Genomic DNA, 16,096 nt, shown 5'->3' with positions numbered 1-16,096 from the left:
CTTCGGACGGAGCCAGTCAGTTTTCTGAGAGTGAGCGACCGCTCGAAAGAGCGAGGTTTCAGCAGGCAACTGCGCGGAACCACACAGAGATTGAACTGAAGAGTTTGATCCTGGCTCAGATTGAACGCTGGCGGCATGCCTTACACATGCAAGTCGAACGGCAGCGCGGACTTCGGTCTGGCGGCGAGTGGCGAACGGGTGAGTAATACATCGGAACGTGCCCTGTTGTGGGGGATAACTAGTCGAAAGATTAGCTAATACCGCATACGACCTGAGGGTGAAAGCGGGGGACCGCAAGGCCTCGCGCAATAGGAGCGGCCGATGTCTGATTAGCTAGTTGGTGAGGTAAAGGCTCACCAAGGCGACGATCAGTAGCTGGTCTGAGAGGACGATCAGCCACACTGGGACTGAGACACGGCCCAGACTCCTACGGGAGGCAGCAGTGGGGAATTTTGGACAATGGGGGCAACCCTGATCCAGCAATGCCGCGTGTGTGAAGAAGGCCTTCGGGTTGTAAAGCACTTTTGTCCGGAAAGAAATCCTTTGGGCTAATACCCCGGAGGGATGACGGTACCGGAAGAATAAGCACCGGCTAACTACGTGCCAGCAGCCGCGGTAATACGTAGGGTGCGAGCGTTAATCGGAATTACTGGGCGTAAAGCGTGCGCAGGCGGTTTTGTAAGACAGGCGTGAAATCCCCGGGCTCAACCTGGGAATGGCGCTTGTGACTGCAAGGCTAGAGTGCGTCAGAGGGGGGTAGAATTCCACGTGTAGCAGTGAAATGCGTAGAGATGTGGAGGAATACCGATGGCGAAGGCAGCCCCCTGGGACGTGACTGACGCTCATGCACGAAAGCGTGGGGAGCAAACAGGATTAGATACCCTGGTAGTCCACGCCCTAAACGATGTCAACTAGTTGTTGGGGATTCATTTCTTCAGTAACGAAGCTAACGCGTGAAGTTGACCGCCTGGGGAGTACGGTCGCAAGATTAAAACTCAAAGGAATTGACGGGGACCCGCACAAGCGGTGGATGATGTGGATTAATTCGATGCAACGCGAAAAACCTTACCTACCCTTGACATGCCACTAACGAAGCAGAGATGCATCAGGTGCCCGAAAGGGAAAGTGGACACAGGTGCTGCATGGCTGTCGTCAGCTCGTGTCGTGAGATGTTGGGTTAAGTCCCGCAACGAGCGCAACCCTTGTCTCTAGTTGCTACGAAAGGGCACTCTAGAGAGACTGCCGGTGACAAACCGGAGGAAGGTGGGGATGACGTCAAGTCCTCATGGCCCTTATGGGTAGGGCTTCACACGTCATACAATGGTGCGTACAGAGGGTTGCCAACCCGCGAGGGGGAGCTAATCCCAGAAAACGCATCGTAGTCCGGATCGTAGTCTGCAACTCGACTACGTGAAGCTGGAATCGCTAGTAATCGCGGATCAGCATGCCGCGGTGAATACGTTCCCGGGTCTTGTACACACCGCCCGTCACACCATGGGAGTGGGTTTTGCCAGAAGTAGTTAGCCTAACCGCAAGGAGGGCGATTACCACGGCAGGGTTCATGACTGGGGTGAAGTCGTAACAAGGTAGCCGTACCGGAAGGTGCGGCTGGATCACCTCCTTTCCAGAGCGTGCTTCCCAAGTGAAGCGTTCACACTTATCGGTCTGTTTGCTGTTACAGCCAAGGGTCTGTAGCTCAGGTGGTTAGAGCACCGTCTTGATAAGGCGGGGGTCGTAGGTTCAAGTCCTACCAGACCCACCAAGTTATCCGAGGGGGATTAGCTCAGCTGGGAGAGCACCTGCTTTGCAAGCAGGGGGTCGTCGGTTCGATCCCGTCATCCTCCACCATCGACCTTGGGTTGGACAAGCCAAATGCAAGCGCTTAGCGTTGAGCGCTTGCATTTGGCGTTGGCCAAGCGATGTGAAAGCATCGGCTGTTCTTTAACAATATGGGATGTAGTAAAGGTGTCGTGAAGCCTTGATGAGAGGCTGAAGTAACCAACACGATACCGGGTTGTGATTGTATCAACCAAAGTATTTAAGTGATCGAAAGATGACTTGGAATACGGCACAAATGCGAGAACTCAACCTGTAATGAAGCGTTTCAAGCGCGAGCTTGAGACACACTCGTTATAGGGTCAAGCGAACAAGTGCATGTGGTGGATGCCTTGGCGATCACAGGCGATGAAGGACGCGGTAGCCTGCGAAAAGCTTCGGGGAGCTGGCAAACGAGCTTTGATCCGGAGATGTCCGAATGGGGAAACCCGGCCCGTATGGGTCATCCCTTGCTGAATACATAGGCAAGGGAAGCGAACGCGGCGAACTGAAACATCTAAGTAGCTGCAGGAACAGAAATCAACCGAGATTCCCAGAGTAGTGGCGAACGAAATGGGAACAGCCTTGTACTCTTTAGCAGCATTGTTAGCAGAACGGGATGGAAAGCCCGGCCATAGCAGGTGATAGCCCTGTATGCGAAAACAGCGTTGTGGAACTAGGTGTACGACAAGTAGGGCGGGACACGTGAAATCCTGTCTGAAGATGGGGGGACCATCCTCCAAGGCTAAATACTCGTGATCGACCGATAGTGAACCAGTACCGTGAGGGAAAGGCGAAAAGAACCCCGGGAGGGGAGTGAAATAGATCCTGAAACCGCATGCATACAAACAGTCGGAGCCTGGAAACGGGTGACGGCGTACCTTTTGTATAATGGGTCAGCGACTTACATTCAGTGGCAAGCTTAACCGATTAGGGCAGGCGTAGCGAAAGCGAGTCCGAACAGGGCGTTCAGTCGCTGGGTGTAGACCCGAAACCAGATGATCTATCCATGGCCAGGTTGAAGGTGCGGTAACACGTACTGGAGGACCGAACCCACTAGTGTTGAAAAACTAGGGGATGAGCTGTGGATAGGGGTGAAAGGCTAAACAAATCTGGAAATAGCTGGTTCTCTCCGAAAACTATTTAGGTAGTGCCTCGTGTCTCACCTTCGGGGGTAGAGCACTGTCATGGTTGGGGGGTCTATTGCTGATTACCCCGCCATAGCAAACTCCGAATACCGAAGAGTGCAATCACGGGAGACAGACATCGGGTGCTAACGTCCGGTGTCAAGAGGGAAACAACCCAGACCGCCAGCTAAGGTCCCAAAGATTGGCTAAGTGGGAAACGAAGTGGGAAGGCTAAAACAGTCAGGAGGTTGGCTTAGAAGCAGCCACCCTTTAAAGAAAGCGTAATAGCTCACTGATCGAGTCGTCCTGCGCGGAAGATGTAACGGGGCTAAGCCAGTCACCGAAGCTGCGGACGCACGCAAGTGCGTGGTAGGAGAGCGTTCTGTAAGCCTGTGAAGGTGTCTTGTAAAGGATGCTGGAGGTATCAGAAGTGCGAATGCTGACATGAGTAGCGATAAAGGGGGTGAAAGGCCCCCTCGCCGTAAGCCCAAGGTTTCCTACGCAACGTTCATCGGCGTAGGGTGAGTCGGCCCCTAAGGCGAGGCAGAGATGCGTAGCTGATGGGAAGCAGGTTAATATTCCTGCACCGTCGTATGATGCGATGGGGGGACGGATCGCGGAAGGTTGTCCGGGTGTTGGAAGTCCCGGTCCCTGCAGTGGAGAAGGCGCTTAGGCAAATCCGGGCGCGGGATTCAAGGCTGTGGGGCGAGCGACCATGTGTCGCGAAGCAATCGGAAGTGGTTCCAAGAAAAGCCTCTAAGCTTCAGTCATACGAGACCGTACCGCAAACCGACACAGGTGGGCGAGATGAGTATTCTAAGGCGCTTGAGAGAACTCGGGAGAAGGAACTCGGCAAATTGGTACCGTAACTTCGGGATAAGGTACGCCCTGGTAGCTTGACTGGCCTGCGCCAGAAGGGTGAAGGGGTTGCAATAAACTGGTGGCTGCGACTGTTTAATAAAAACACAGCACTCTGCAAACACGAAAGTGGACGTATAGGGTGTGACGCCTGCCCGGTGCCGGAAGATTAAATGATGGGGTGCAAGCTCTTGATTGAAGTCCCGGTAAACGGCGGCCGTAACTATAACGGTCCTAAGGTAGCGAAATTCCTTGTCGGGTAAGTTCCGACCTGCACGAATGGCGTAACGATGGCCACACTGTCTCCTCCCGAGACTCAGCGAAGTTGAAGTGTTTGTGATGATGCAATCTCCCCGCGGCTAGACGGAAAGACCCCATGAACCTTTACTGTAGCTTTGCATTGGACTTTGAACCGATCTGTGTAGGATAGGTGGGAGGCTTTGAAACCGGGACGCTAGTTCCGGTGGAGCCGTCCTTGAAATACCACCCTGGTTTGTTTGAGGTTCTAACCTTGGCCCGTGAATCCGGGTCGGGGACAGTGCATGGTAGGCAGTTTGACTGGGGCGGTCTCCTCCCAAAGTGTAACGGAGGAGTTCGAAGGTACGCTTGGTACGGTCGGACATCGTACCTAAAGTGCAATGGCAAAAGCGTGCTTAACTGCGAGACCGACAAGTCGAGCAGGTGCGAAAGCAGGACATAGTGATCCGGTGGTTCTGTATGGAAGGGCCATCGCTCAACGGATAAAAGGTACTCTGGGGATAACAGGCTGATACCGCCCAAGAGTTCATATCGACGGCGGTGTTTGGCACCTCGATGTCGGCTCATCTCATCCTGGGGCTGTAGCCGGTCCCAAGGGTATGGCTGTTCGCCATTTAAAGAGGTACGTGAGCTGGGTTTAAAACGTCGTGAGACAGTTTGGTCCCTATCTGCCGTGGGCGTTGGAATCTTGACGGGGGCTGCTCCTAGTACGAGAGGACCGGAGTGGACGTACCGCTGGTGTACCTGTTGTCTCGCCAGAGGCATCGCAGGGTAGCTATGTACGGAAGAGATAACCGCTGAAAGCATCTAAGCGGGAAACTCGCCTGAAGATGAGGATTCCCTGGAGGCTTGACCTCCTTGAAGGGTCGTTCGAGACCAGGACGTTGATAGGCTGGGTGTGGAAGCGCAGTAATGCGTTAAGCTAACCAGTACTAATTGCCCGTAAGGCTTGATCCTATAACCAGTGTGTTTCACTGGCTGACGTATCGCGTGTGCCCAGGACGGTGCCGATACCTCACAACCAAGACTACATCCCTATTCGCTGCGACGGCTCAACCCCGGCGCAGCAACCCCTTATGCCTGGTGACCATAGCGAGTCGGAACCACCCCTTCCCATCCCGAACAGGACCGTGAAACGACTTTGCGCCGATGATAGTGCGGACTACCCGTGTGAAAGTAGGTCATCGCCAGGCTCTCCCTCCCGCAAAACCCCTCGACAGCAAACGCTGCGAGGGGTTTTGTCTTTGCGGCGCTCGCGGCGCACATGTCGCCAACTACGCCATCTTCCGATTTCCTGACCGGGCCCTGCCCCGCCGTAGACAACTCGTTGCGAGCACGTAGTTTTTGACTCATCCATGCATCGCATCAGGAACCCGCATCCGCTTCCACGGTCCGTTTCTCAGGGTGTGCGAGGATTCCGACGCCTTCGGGCTTCTGCTACCTTGGCTGCCGGATCGGGGCCGGCGCATGCGCGCCGTACGCGACTGGCGCTCGGCACCTGCCGCGTGTGCATCAAGGCTTGTTCAGGGAGTTGAGATGGAGTCGAAGTGGTGCCTGCTGGCGCTGAGTGGCATCGTGAGTGCAGCAGGACTGACCGGGTGCTCCAGCATGGCCCCTATGCAGCCGCAGGATCCGGACAGGATGGTCTCGGTAGCGCCGATGGAATGCAGTACGTTTGCCACGCGCGTGGCGACGCATGCGCAGCATCAGCAGAAGGTGACCGCGTCGCCCCAGGTGGCTGCCGCGGCGGACGAAGGGGCGGCCGGCGCCGATGCCGATGAGGAATCTGGCGAGGCCGAGCCGGCTCCACGCGCGGATCTTCCGCTGTTCTCCACTGCCCCCGTGGGCCAGCCTTATCCGTCCGGCTGGCACCCCTGGCGCATCAATCGCAACAAGACACCGACTCGCTACGGGCTCGTTGCCCAACGGGACCAGGTCGTGATGCACGCGCAGGCCGATGCCTCGGCGTCCGGCCTCTACGTGCCGCTGACCGCGCGTGACGCGGGCATGCTGCGCTGGGCCTGGCGCACCCGCGACGTGATCCGCACTGCCGACAATACGCTGGGTTCTCGCGAGGATGCACCGCTGCGCGTCTTCGTCGCGTTCGATGGCGACAAGGGCAACCTGTCGTTGAAGGACCAGTTGATGTATGAAATGGCGCGGCTGACCACCGGGCGCGAGATGCCGTATGCGACCCTGATGTATATCTGGGCCGGCCGTCGCCCGGCGGGCTCGATCCTGCCAAATCCGCATACCGACCGTGTGCGCATGATCGTAGCCGATTCAGGGCTTGCCCACACGGGAGAGTGGCGCTGCCACGAGCGCGACCTGCGTGCCGATTACCGCAAGGCCTTCGGCCAGGAGCCTGGGCGGGTGATCGCGGTCGGCATCATGACCGACACGGACAACACCAGGACACGAGCCGAGTCCTGGTATGGCGACATCCTGCTGGATTGAGCCGGCTGCCGCTTGCGCTGCTTACGTAGCTGACGTAGCTGACGTAGCTGACGTAGCTGACGTAGCTGACGTAGCTGACGTAGCTGACGTAGCTGCGGCCTGGCTGCCCTCGCTCATCGCCAGCGTGGCGAAGGAGGCCAGCCAGTGCGTGCCGGCATAGTCGCCGGCCGCTGCGTGCGGCAGTCCGGCGGCCAGATGGTCAAGGCGTGCCTGCCGCGCCAGCGGCACCAGATCGGCCGGCAGCGAGGATTCCAGGCGTCCCCAGCACCAGGCACGCGACAGGTTCAGCCCGTCTAGGTGGCTGAGCTTGGGGTCGCTGCGATCACTGACCGCGACCGGCATCAGCCACTGGCCGAGTTCGCGTGCAGGCGGCGCGAACTGCTCCCACCATTCTGCAAAGCCACATCCGTCAAGGACCTGCCGCATCAGGACGGCTTCGACCAGCCCTCCCGACAGGAACTCGTCACCGCCGGGTTCGTAGCGCGCCGGATAGCGCCGGTCGCGGCCGAACCACCCGTGGGCCCGTGCAACCACGGCCTGGCGCAAGGCAGGGTGCGGCAGTGCATGGGCGTAGTCCAGTGCCATCACCAGGGCGAAGGCGCTGTTGAAGTGCGTGCCGGTACGGACCGGGAAGTCGGCGATGGCCATGTAATCGATCAGTCGCATCGCCAGCAGGTCGGCCAGCGGCGCGCATGCGGCGCTCCAGGGCACCGCGCGGGCGTCCCGCTGCGCCAGATCGATCGACTCCGCCTGCAGGCGCAGCAGCCAGGCCCAGCCATAGGGGCGCTCGAAGGTGGCGGCCGAGGGCCGTGCGAAGTAGTCGCGCTCGGCCGCGAGCGCTTCCGGGCGCAGGTGACGGTCAAGGGCCTCGCGGATCGATTCGGCGCCCTCCAGGTCCGGGAACAGGGCAAGCAGGCGTACCAGCAGCCAGTGCATGTGCACGCTCGAATGCCAGTCGTAGCTGCCGTGGAACACCGGGTGGTGGACAGCGGGCGGGGCCAGGTCGTCCGCCGAGGTCATCAGGTGATCGACCTTGCAGGGATAGGGCCGCTGGATGTTTTCCAGCGCGACCCGCGCGAAGCGGGCCGCCATGGCGTGGTCGAGCGCCGGCACCGCGCCGGCCGCCTGCGTATCGGCGGCGTTCAGGCCGGAGTCAGCCACTTCTCCACCAGCCGCACGAAGAAGGTCGAACCGATCGGCAGCAACTCGTCGTTGAAGTCGTAGCTCGGGTTGTGCAGCATGCAGGGGCCGATGCCGTGGCCATGCTCACGGTGCGCCCCGTCGCCATTGCCGATGAACAGATAGCAGCCGGGCCTGGCCTCGAGCATGAAGGAGAAGTCCTCCGCGCCCATGGTCGGCTCGACGTCGCCATCGACCAGCTCGGGCCCGACCAGTTCGCGCGCTACTTCGATGGCGAAGGTCGCCTCCGCCGCACTGTTGATGGTGGGCGGGTAGTTGCGATGGAAGGTGTACTCGATGGTGCAGTCGAAGGCGGCGGCCACGGCTTCCGAAACTTCACGCATGCGGCGCTCGATCAGGTCGAGCACGGGCACGGTGAAGGTGCGCACGGTGCCGCCGATCCAGGCCTCGTTCGGCACGATGTTGGTGGCGTCGCCTGCGTGGAACTGCGTGACGGAGATCACCGCGGTGTCGATCGGCCGCTTGTTGCGCGTGATGATGCCTTGCAGCGCCGAGACGATCTGTGCCGCGGTGAAGACCGGGTCATTGCCGTTGTGGGGCATTGCCGCGTGCGCGCCCTTGCCGCGGACGACGATGCGGAACTCGTTGCTGGAGGCCATCAACGGGCCTGCGCGCGTGCCGAAGCTGCCGGCCGGCATGCCCGGCCAGTTGTGCATGCCGAACACGGCGTCGCAGGGGAAGCGCTCGAACAGGCCGTCCTTGATCATTTCGCGCGCGCCGCCGCCGCCTTCCTCGGCAGGCTGGAAGATCAGGTGCACGGTACCGTCGAAGTTGCGGTGCTGCGCCAGGTAGTGCGCTGCGCCCAGCAGCATGGCGGTATGGCCATCGTGGCCGCAGGCGTGCATCTTGCCTTCGTGCTGCGAGCGGTGGGCGAAGGCATTGGCCTCCTGCAGCGGCAGCGCATCCATGTCGGCGCGCAGGCCGATGGTGCGCGGGCTGTTGCCGTTGCGGATCACGCCGACCAGCCCGGTGGTGCCGAGCCCGCGGTGTACCTCGATGCCCCAGGCGGCGAGTTGCTGGGCGACCACGTCGGCCGTGCGCTGCTCCTCGAAGCAGAGTTCGGGGTGCGCGTGGATGTCGCGCCGGATGGCGCGGATGTCGGCCTGGGCCTGCTGGATTTCGGGGATGAGCTTCATGGTGCCGGTACTTAGGCGATAAGCGATAAGGCGATGGAATACCCCGATCATACGACGCTGGCTCCGAAAGTGCCAAAGCAGGCAGCTCGCGCCGCCGCGCCGCGCGGGGGTTTCCCCGCATTGCCGGACGATGCGGCAAGCTGGAACAGTTAATGCTTGACGTACCCGGACAGCGTCGCACCGGCATGGCAGGGCCATCGCCCTGCACCAGCTTGCGGCAATGCGGCAATGCGCGCGCGACGCTCCATTCCAAGACTGCTTGGCTTCCCACAGGGAGAACGCACGATGTCCCTTCGCAACGTCAAGAAGGTATTCGGCGCAGCGATGCTGGCCTGGGCCATGAGCCTGGGCAGCGCCGCGCCGGCGCAGGCCGCGGACCTGAAGCTCGCGATGAGTTCGCCGCCGACTTCGATGGATCCGCATTTCTATAACCTGTTCTCCAACATCAACGTCTCGGAGCACATCTTCGACAGCCTGGTGAAGCTCGATCCGGACAGCCGTGTCATCCCCGGCCTGGCCGAATCGTGGAAGCTGGTCGACGACCATACCTGGGAATTCAAGCTGCGCAAGGGCGTCAAGTTCCACGACGGCGCCGAGCTGACCACCGAGGACGTGGTGTGGTCGCTGGACCGGCCGGCCACGATCCAGAACAGTCCCGGCAAGTTCGATGTCTATACCAAGGCCATCGTCGGCAAGAAAGTCATCGACAAATACACCATCCAGCTCCGCACCGCACAGCCGTATCCGCTGATGCTGAACGACCTGACGTCCATCTTCATCGAGCAGAAGAAGGCCACGCAGGGCCTGAGTTCCGACGACTTCGCCCAGGGCAAGGGCATGATCGGCACCGGGCCGTTCAAGTTCGTCAGCTATGCGCGCGACGACCGCGTCGAGCTGGTGCGCAATCCCGACTACTGGGGAACCCGGCCGGCCTGGGACAAGGTCACGCTGCGCTTCATCCCCAACCCCGCCACGCGCCTGGCGGCGCTGCTGTCGGGCGATGTGCAGGCGATCGAGAACGTGCCCACGCCCGACCTGCCCAAGGTGCGCAGCGATCCCAAGCTGTCGTTCTTCTCCAAGATCTCGCACCGCGTGATCTATCTGTACTTCGATGCCAAGCGCGACAAGTCGCCCTACGTCACCACAAGGGACGGGCAGCCGATGGACAAGAACCCGCTGAAGGACGCGCGCGTGCGCCGCGCCATCAGCATGGCAATCAACCGTGAAGGCATCAAGGACCGGTTGATGGAGGGCCTGGCGGAGCCGACCAACAACCTGGTGCCACCCACGCTGTTCGGCTACAACCCCAATCTCAAGACGGTCAAGTACGATCCGGAAGGCGCCAGGAAGCTGCTGGCCGAGGCCGGCTATCCGAACGGCTTCGGCGTGACGCTGCATACGCCCAACAACCGCTATGTCAACGACGAGAAGATCGCGCAGACCATCGCGCAGAACCTGACGCGCGTCGGCATCGTCACCAAGGTCGAGGCCATGCCGATGGCCACCTACTCGGCCAAGGGCATCAAGCATGAGTTCTCCTTCGGCCTGCTCGGCTGGGGTGCGCAGACCGGTGAAGTCAGCTCGCCGCTGCGCGCGCTGCTGGCCTGCGAAGACTCCAAGAAGGGCTTCGGCACCACCAACTGGGGCGAATACTGCAACCCGAAGATGGACGTCGTGCTGGAGAAGGCGCTGGCGACCGTGGACGACAAGGAGCGTTCCAGGCTGCTGCAGGAAGCCACGGCGATCGCCATCGATGACGGCGGCATCATCCCCATCCACCACCAGGTGACCACCTGGGCCACGCAGAAGGGCATCACCTACGTGCCCCGCACCGATGAGCGGACCTATGCGCACAACTTCCGCCCGCTTTGAGGTCCGGCGCCGGGTCGGCCCGCAGGCCGGCGCCTAGCGCCGCAGAAGCGGCCGCGGCGGCGCCGGCGCGCGCGCAAGCGTGTTCCGGACCGCCGCGGGCGGCTTGCGACTGACGCCCACGGGCAAGGGGAACGATCCGATCATGCTGGTCTTCATCATCCGCCGCCTGATGCAGAGCGTGGTCGTGCTCTTCGTCATGTCGCTGCTTGTCTTCCTCGGCGTCTTTGCCATCGGCAATCCTGTCGACATCCTGATCAACCCGCAGGCCGACCAGGAGGACATCAAGCGCACCATCGCCGCGCTCGGCCTGGACAAGCCGCTGTGGGAGCAGTACCTGGTGTTCCTGCAGAACGCGCTGCACGGCAACCTGGGGATCTCGTTCGCGCACGGCACGCCGGCGCTCAAGCTGATCTTCGAGCGCATGCCGGCCACCATGGAGCTGGCAGTGGCCGCCATCCTGATGGCGATCGTGCTCGGCATCCCGCTCGGCCTGTGGGCGGGACTGCGGCCGCACGGGCTGGCCAGCAAGTCCATCATGACGGTGTCCATCCTCGGCTTCTCGCTGCCGACCTTCTGGGTGGGGCTGATGCTGATCATGGTGTTCGCGGTGCAGCTCGGCTGGCTGCCCTCCAACGGCCGTGGCGAGACCGTGCCGCTGCTGGGCGTGCCGGTCAGCTTCCTGACCGTGGACGGCCTGCGTCACCTGGTGCTGCCGGCGGTCACGCTGGCGCTGCTCAACGTCGCCATGGTGATCCGGCTGACGCGCGCCGGCACGCAGGAGGCCATGCTGCAGGACTACGTCAAGTTCGCGCGCGCCAAGGGACTGTCCAATACGCGCATCGTCGGCGTGCATGTGCTCAAGAACATCCTGATTCCCATCGTCACCGTGATCGCGCTGCAGTTCGGCTCCATCATCGCCTTCGCCATCGTGACCGAATCCATCTTCGCCTGGCCCGGCATGGGCAAGCTGATCATCGATTCCATCCAGCTGCTCGACCGGCCGGTGATCGTGGCCTACCTGATGGTGATTGTCACGTTGTTCATCCTGATCAACCTGGTGGTCGACATCGCCTACAGCATGCTCGATCCGCGCGTGCGTATCGCCGACAACAAGGGCTGAGCCATGACCGATGCAAGCCTGCAGGCTGACAAGCCCGACCCGCAGCCGGCCGCGCTGCGCGAGCAGACGCCGCTGCGCCGCTTCGCCGCGCAGTTCCTCGCCAGCAAGCTGGCGGTGGGCGGCCTGGTGGTGCTGGTCCTGATCGTGCTGGTGGCGCTGCTGGCGCCGTGGCTGGCGCCGCAGGATCCCTACGACCTGGCGGCACTCGATGTGCTGGACGCGCGCCTGGCCCCAGGCGAGCATGCCGGCAACGGCATGGTGTTCCTGCTCGGCTCGGACGAGCAGGGCCGCGATATCCTGTCGGCGGTGATGTACGGGCTGCGCATCAGCATCGGCGTGGGCCTGGTCAGCACGGTGATCGCCCTGCTGCTGGGCGCCACGCTGGGCCTGCTGGCAGGCTTCCTGGGCGGGCGCACAGAAGCTTTCATCATGCGCGTGGCCGACCTGCAGCTGTCGTTCCCGCCCATCCTGCTGGCGCTGATCCTGCTGGCCTTCCTGCGTCCCGGTATCGGCAACATCGTGATCGCGCTGGTGGCGGTGCAATGGGCCTACTACGCCCGCACCACGCGCAGCGCGGCGCTGGTCGAGCGGCGCAAGGAGTACATCGAGGCTGCCACCTGCCTGGGCCTGTCGCCTGCCCGCATCATGTTCCGCCACCTGCTGCCCAACTGCCTGCCGCCGCTGATCGTGATCGCCGCGCTGCAGGTGGCGTCCGCCATCACGCTGGAGGCGACGCTGTCCTTCCTCGGCCTGGGCGTGCCCATCACCCAGCCCTCGCTCGGCTCGCTGATCTCGAACGGGCAGCAGTACATGCTGTCCGGCAAGTACTGGATCAGCTTCTTTCCCGGCATTGCGCTGCTGGTCACCATCGTCTCGATGAACCTGGTGGCCGACCAGTTGCGCGACGTGCTCAATCCGCGCCTGCAGACCCAATGAGGACGATCCCGGAGTGTCCATGAACAAACCGACCCTGCTGGTCGAGCACCTCGAAACGCAGTTCTTCACCCGTGCCGGCGTGGCGCGCGCGGTCGACGACGTCTCGTTCTCGGTCGGCCGCGGCGAGATCATGGGCCTGGTGGGCGAATCCGGGTCGGGCAAGTCGATGACGGGATACTCGATCATGGGCCTGATCGACGCGCCCGGACGCGTGGTGGGCGGACGCATCGAACTGAGCAGCCGCGACGGCGTCACGCGTGACCTGCGCCAGCTCACGCCCGAGCAGATGCGCAACGTGCGCGGCAACCGCATCGCGATGATCTTCCAGGACCCGATGATGACGCTCAACCCGGTGCTGCGCATCGATACCCAGATGATCGAGGCGGTGCTGGCACACGAGAAGGTCGGCAAGGCGGCGGCGCGCGAACGTGCCCGCGATGCGCTGGCGCGGGTCGGCATCCCTTCGCCGGACGAGCGGCTGCTGGCCTATCCGCACCAGTTCTCCGGCGGCATGCGCCAGCGCGTGGCGATCGCCATCGCGCTGCTGAACAAGCCCGACCTGATCATCGCCGACGAGCCCACCACCGCCCTCGATGTCACCATCCAGGGACAGATCCTCTATGAGATGCAGAAGCTGTGCAGCGAATCGGGCACGGCGCTGATCTGGATCACCCATGACCTGTCGGTGGTGGCCGGGCTGGCCGACTCGGTCTGCGTGATGTATGCCGGCAAGATCGTCGAGGCGGGCGATGTGCACCAGGTGCTGGAGCGGCCGGCCCATCCGTACACGCACGGGCTGATCGCCTCGGCGCCGTCGCGCAATCCGCGCGGCGTGCCGCTGCGCCAGATCCCGGGCATGACGCCTTCGCTGCTGAACCTGCCGGCGGGCTGCGCCTTCCGCGCCCGCTGCAGCTTTGCCACCGAGGCCTGCCTGCAGCCACCGCCGCTGGAGACGGGGGCCGACGGCCGCCGCCTGCGCTGCTTCCACCCCATCGTCGTGCAACCGGAGGCCGCATGAGCACAGCTGCCGCACCACGGCCGGCGCCGGCTACGGCCGCTGTTCTTACCGCCACGCCGGGCGCACCCCTGCTGGAGATGCGCGGCGTCTCCAAGCGCTTCGTCAAGTCGCTCGACGTGGCCGCTAAGGTAGCCAACCTGCTCGGTGCGCACGCGCGCGAAGAGATCGTGCACGCGGTGGACCGTGTCGACCTGGCCATCCAGCCCGGGGAGGTGGTGGGCCTGGTGGGCGAGTCCGGCTGCGGCAAGTCGACGCTCGGACGCATGGCGGTCGGCCTGCACACACTGAGCGAAGGCGAACGCCTGTGGAAGGGCGTCGACCTGGATCGCCTGCCGCCCGAGCGCCGGCGCGAGAAGCAGCTCGCCATCCAGATGATCTTCCAGGATCCCTATGCCTCGCTGAACCCGCGCCTGCGCGTGGTCGACATCATCGGCGAGGCGCCGGTGGTGCACGGCCTGGTGGAGCGGGGCGGGCAGCGCGCCTACGTGGAGGACATGCTGGTGCGGGTGGGCATGGACCCGACCGTGCTGCGCCGTTTCCCGCACCAGTTCTCAGGCGGGCAGCGCGCCCGCATCGGCATCGCGCGCGCCCTGGCGGTGCGGCCGGAATTCCTGGTGTGCGACGAGTCGGTGGCCGCGCTGGACGTGTCGATCCAGGCACAGGTGCTGAACCTGTTCATGCGCCTGCGCGAGGAACTGAACCTGACCTACCTGTTCATCAGCCATGACCTCGGCGTGGTCAAGCACATCAGCGACCGCGTGGTGATCATGTACCTGGGGCGGGTGGTCGAGTCGGCGCCCACCGAAGCGGTCTTCGCCGCGCCCAACCATCCCTATACGCAGGCCTTGCTGGCCGAGGCGCCCCGGCTGGAGGTGGGCAAGAAGACCTTTGTGGCGATCCAGGGCGAGATCCCGTCGCCGCTGAATCCGCCGCGCGGCTGCCATTTCCACCCGCGCTGCCCGTACGCGATGCCGCGTTGCCGCGAAGAAGTGCCGGCGCTGCGGGAAATCGCGCCGCTGCGCTTCTCGGCCTGCCACCTGAACGACCAGGCATAGAGCGCCCGCCGGTGCGGCACCGCTCAGCGGATCACCTGGCCGCGCGAGTTGATGATGGTCATCTCCACGAACTTGGAACCCACGTGGTTGTCCTGCGTGAAGTTGATGATGTAGCCGCCGAGGTCGACGTTGCGCATGGTCTCCAGCGCGCTGACCAGCTTCTCGCGCGAGGGCTCCCGGCCGGCGCGGCGCAGGCCTTCCACCATGGCCTTGGCGGCGATGAAGCCCTCGATGCTGGCGTAGTCGTAGTCGTTCGACTTGCCTGCCGCCTTCAGCAGCCGCAGGTACTCGCGCACCACCGGCAGCGTGGCATTGCCCGGGTGCGGCATCACCTGCGAGATGATCACGCCGCTGCCCTGCGCGCCCACCTGCTGCGCCAGGGCCTGGGTGCCGACGAAGGACACGTTGTAGAACTGCCCGTTGTAGCCGCGCCGCAGCGCTTCCTTGACGAAGGCGCCGGCGGTCCGGTACGCGCTGATCATCACCACCGCATCCGGCTTGGCCTTCATGCTGCCCTGCATGGCATCGCCGATCTCGGCGGTATTGCGCACCACGCCTTCGCGCGCCACGATCTGCACGCCGCTCCCCGATGCCGTCTTCAGCGCGCGTTCCAGGCCGGCCAGGCCGGCCTTGCCGTAGGCATCGTCGTTGTAGACCACCGCCACGCGCTTGAGGCCGGTGGTCTCGATCTGGCGCACGATGGCCGCGGTCTCCTCGTTGTAGCCGGCGCGCACGTGGAAGGCGTAGCGGTTGAAGGGCTCGCGCAGGGACTGCGACCCGGTGAAGGGGGCGAAGAACGGCACCTTGGCTTCCGTCGCCAGCGGCAAGGCGGCCTGGCTGGGCTCGGTATCGACGTAGCCGAACAGGGCCAGCACGCGGTCCTGCTCGATCAGTTCGCGCGTGTTCTTGGCCGCCGTGTCGGGTTCGTTGTAGTCATCGAGCGACTTGAGCTCGATCCTGCGGCCGTAGATGCCGCCCTGCTGGTTGACGTAGTCGAAGTAGAGGCGGGCCCCCGCGCCCAGCTCCTTGCCCAGCATCGCGGTCGGGCCGCTGAGGGCGGCCGACTGGCCGAGCAAGATGGTGTCGCCGCCGGCGGCCTCGGCCCTGCCGGCACTGCTACGGTTGGCGGCGGCGGTGGCGGCGTAGGAGCCGCCGGCGCCGATCGAGCCGATGGCGCATGCCACCAGCAGGCCGGCAATGCGCCAGCGTTTGACCCCGATCTGCAATTGCATGGTATTCCCGTC

9 protein-coding genes, 2 tRNA genes and 3 rRNA genes are annotated in these 16,096 nt (G+C 63.0%); 11 read left to right on the top strand and 3 right to left on the bottom strand.

All coding sequences use genetic code 11. The annotated features are described in order from the left end of the window. Positions 1-92: 92 nt before the first annotated feature. The 6 genes from BKK81_RS17745 to BKK81_RS17720 all read left to right on the top strand — a co-directional run bounded on the left by BKK81_RS17745 (position 93) and on the right by BKK81_RS17720 (position 6,515). Positions 93-1,624: ribosomal RNA gene (locus BKK81_RS17745) — 16S ribosomal RNA — on the top strand. Positions 1,625-1,685: 61 nt separating this feature from the next. Then, positions 1,686-1,762: transfer RNA gene (locus tag BKK81_RS17740), tRNA-Ile, on the top strand. Between the two features lie 10 nt (positions 1,763-1,772). Continuing rightward, positions 1,773-1,848, top strand: a tRNA-Ala gene (locus BKK81_RS17735). Positions 1,849-2,136: 288 nt separating this feature from the next. Continuing rightward, positions 2,137-5,015: ribosomal RNA gene (locus BKK81_RS17730) — 23S ribosomal RNA — on the top strand. Between the two features lie 122 nt (positions 5,016-5,137). Next, positions 5,138-5,251: ribosomal RNA gene (rrf, locus tag BKK81_RS17725) — 5S ribosomal RNA — on the top strand. The 16S, 23S and 5S rRNA genes sit together here with 2 tRNA genes alongside, the layout of an rRNA operon. A 343-nt stretch (positions 5,252-5,594) precedes the next feature. After that, entirely contained in the window at positions 5,595-6,515 is a 921-nt protein-coding gene (locus BKK81_RS17720) for a DUF3047 domain-containing protein (protein ID WP_071015638.1), read from the top strand. A gap of 21 nt (positions 6,516-6,536) precedes the next feature. On the opposite strand, the gene BKK81_RS17715 is transcribed toward BKK81_RS17720, so the two are convergent. After that, positions 6,537-7,607, bottom strand: coding sequence for a DUF2891 domain-containing protein (locus BKK81_RS17715; RefSeq protein WP_083384242.1), 1,071 nt, complete (start codon positions 7,605-7,607; stop codon positions 6,537-6,539). Positions 7,608-7,657: 50 nt separating this feature from the next. After that, positions 7,658-8,851: a M20 aminoacylase family protein gene (locus tag BKK81_RS17710; protein WP_071015635.1), complete on the bottom strand. Its 1,194-nt coding sequence runs from the start codon at positions 8,849-8,851 to the stop codon at positions 7,658-7,660. Between the two features lie 285 nt (positions 8,852-9,136). On the opposite strand from BKK81_RS17710, the gene BKK81_RS17705 reads away from it, so the two are divergent. The 5 genes from BKK81_RS17705 (at position 9,137) to BKK81_RS17685 (ending at position 14,852) form a co-directional block, all read left to right on the top strand. Continuing rightward, on the top strand, positions 9,137-10,723 hold the full coding sequence (locus BKK81_RS17705; RefSeq protein WP_071015633.1) for an ABC transporter substrate-binding protein: 1,587 nt from the start codon (positions 9,137-9,139) through the stop codon (positions 10,721-10,723). Positions 10,724-10,865: 142 nt separating this feature from the next. Beyond that, the gene (locus BKK81_RS17700) at positions 10,866-11,843 is read left to right on the top strand and encodes an ABC transporter permease (protein ID WP_071016599.1); all 978 of its coding nucleotides are present in this window, start codon (positions 10,866-10,868) and stop codon (positions 11,841-11,843) included. A 3-nt stretch (positions 11,844-11,846) separates the two neighbouring features. Then, positions 11,847-12,779 carry an ABC transporter permease gene (locus tag BKK81_RS17695; RefSeq protein WP_071015631.1) on the top strand — a complete coding sequence of 311 codons (933 nt, stop codon included), beginning with the start codon at positions 11,847-11,849 and terminating at the stop codon, positions 12,777-12,779. 19 nt (positions 12,780-12,798) lie between these two features. Continuing rightward, on the top strand, positions 12,799-13,797 hold the full coding sequence (locus tag BKK81_RS17690) for an ABC transporter ATP-binding protein (RefSeq protein WP_071015630.1): 999 nt from the start codon (positions 12,799-12,801) through the stop codon (positions 13,795-13,797). After that, positions 13,794-14,852: an ABC transporter ATP-binding protein gene (locus BKK81_RS17685; RefSeq protein ID WP_071015628.1), complete on the top strand. Its 1,059-nt coding sequence runs from the start codon at positions 13,794-13,796 to the stop codon at positions 14,850-14,852. The genes BKK81_RS17690 and BKK81_RS17685 overlap by 4 nt, the downstream gene beginning before the upstream one ends. 23 nt (positions 14,853-14,875) lie before the next feature. Here the strand turns inward: BKK81_RS17685 and BKK81_RS17680 are convergent, their stop codons facing one another. Continuing rightward, positions 14,876-16,084 carry an ABC transporter substrate-binding protein gene (locus tag BKK81_RS17680; protein WP_071015626.1) on the bottom strand — a complete coding sequence of 403 codons (1,209 nt, stop codon included), beginning with the start codon at positions 16,082-16,084 and terminating at the stop codon, positions 14,876-14,878. Positions 16,085-16,096 lie beyond the last annotated feature (12 nt).

The organism is Cupriavidus sp. USMAHM13, from assembly GCF_001854285.1.
In the GTDB taxonomy this organism is placed as follows: domain Bacteria; phylum Pseudomonadota; class Gammaproteobacteria; order Burkholderiales; family Burkholderiaceae; genus Cupriavidus; species Cupriavidus malaysiensis.
Note: the sequence above shows the minus strand (reverse complement) of the source record. Positions and strands in the feature narration are given on the sequence as shown.

Bases quoted from the DNA above. Each gene is read 5' to 3' on its own strand.
- BKK81_RS17720 (WP_071015638.1), top strand. From the start codon at position 5,595: ATGGAGTCGAAGTGGTGCCTGCTGGCGCTGAGTGGCATCGTGAGTGCA.
- BKK81_RS17715 (WP_083384242.1), bottom strand. From the start codon at position 7,607: ATGGCGGCCCGCTTCGCGCGGGTCGCGCTGGAAAACATCCAGCGGCCC.
- BKK81_RS17710 (WP_071015635.1), bottom strand. From the start codon at position 8,851: ATGAAGCTCATCCCCGAAATCCAGCAGGCCCAGGCCGACATCCGCGCC.
- BKK81_RS17705 (WP_071015633.1), top strand. From the start codon at position 9,137: ATGTCCCTTCGCAACGTCAAGAAGGTATTCGGCGCAGCGATGCTGGCC.
- BKK81_RS17700 (WP_071016599.1), top strand. From the start codon at position 10,866: ATGCTGGTCTTCATCATCCGCCGCCTGATGCAGAGCGTGGTCGTGCTC.
- BKK81_RS17695 (WP_071015631.1), top strand. From the start codon at position 11,847: ATGACCGATGCAAGCCTGCAGGCTGACAAGCCCGACCCGCAGCCGGCC.
- BKK81_RS17690 (WP_071015630.1), top strand. From the start codon at position 12,799: ATGAACAAACCGACCCTGCTGGTCGAGCACCTCGAAACGCAGTTCTTC.
- BKK81_RS17685 (WP_071015628.1), top strand. From the start codon at position 13,794: ATGAGCACAGCTGCCGCACCACGGCCGGCGCCGGCTACGGCCGCTGTT.
- BKK81_RS17680 (WP_071015626.1), bottom strand. From the start codon at position 16,084: ATGCAATTGCAGATCGGGGTCAAACGCTGGCGCATTGCCGGCCTGCTG.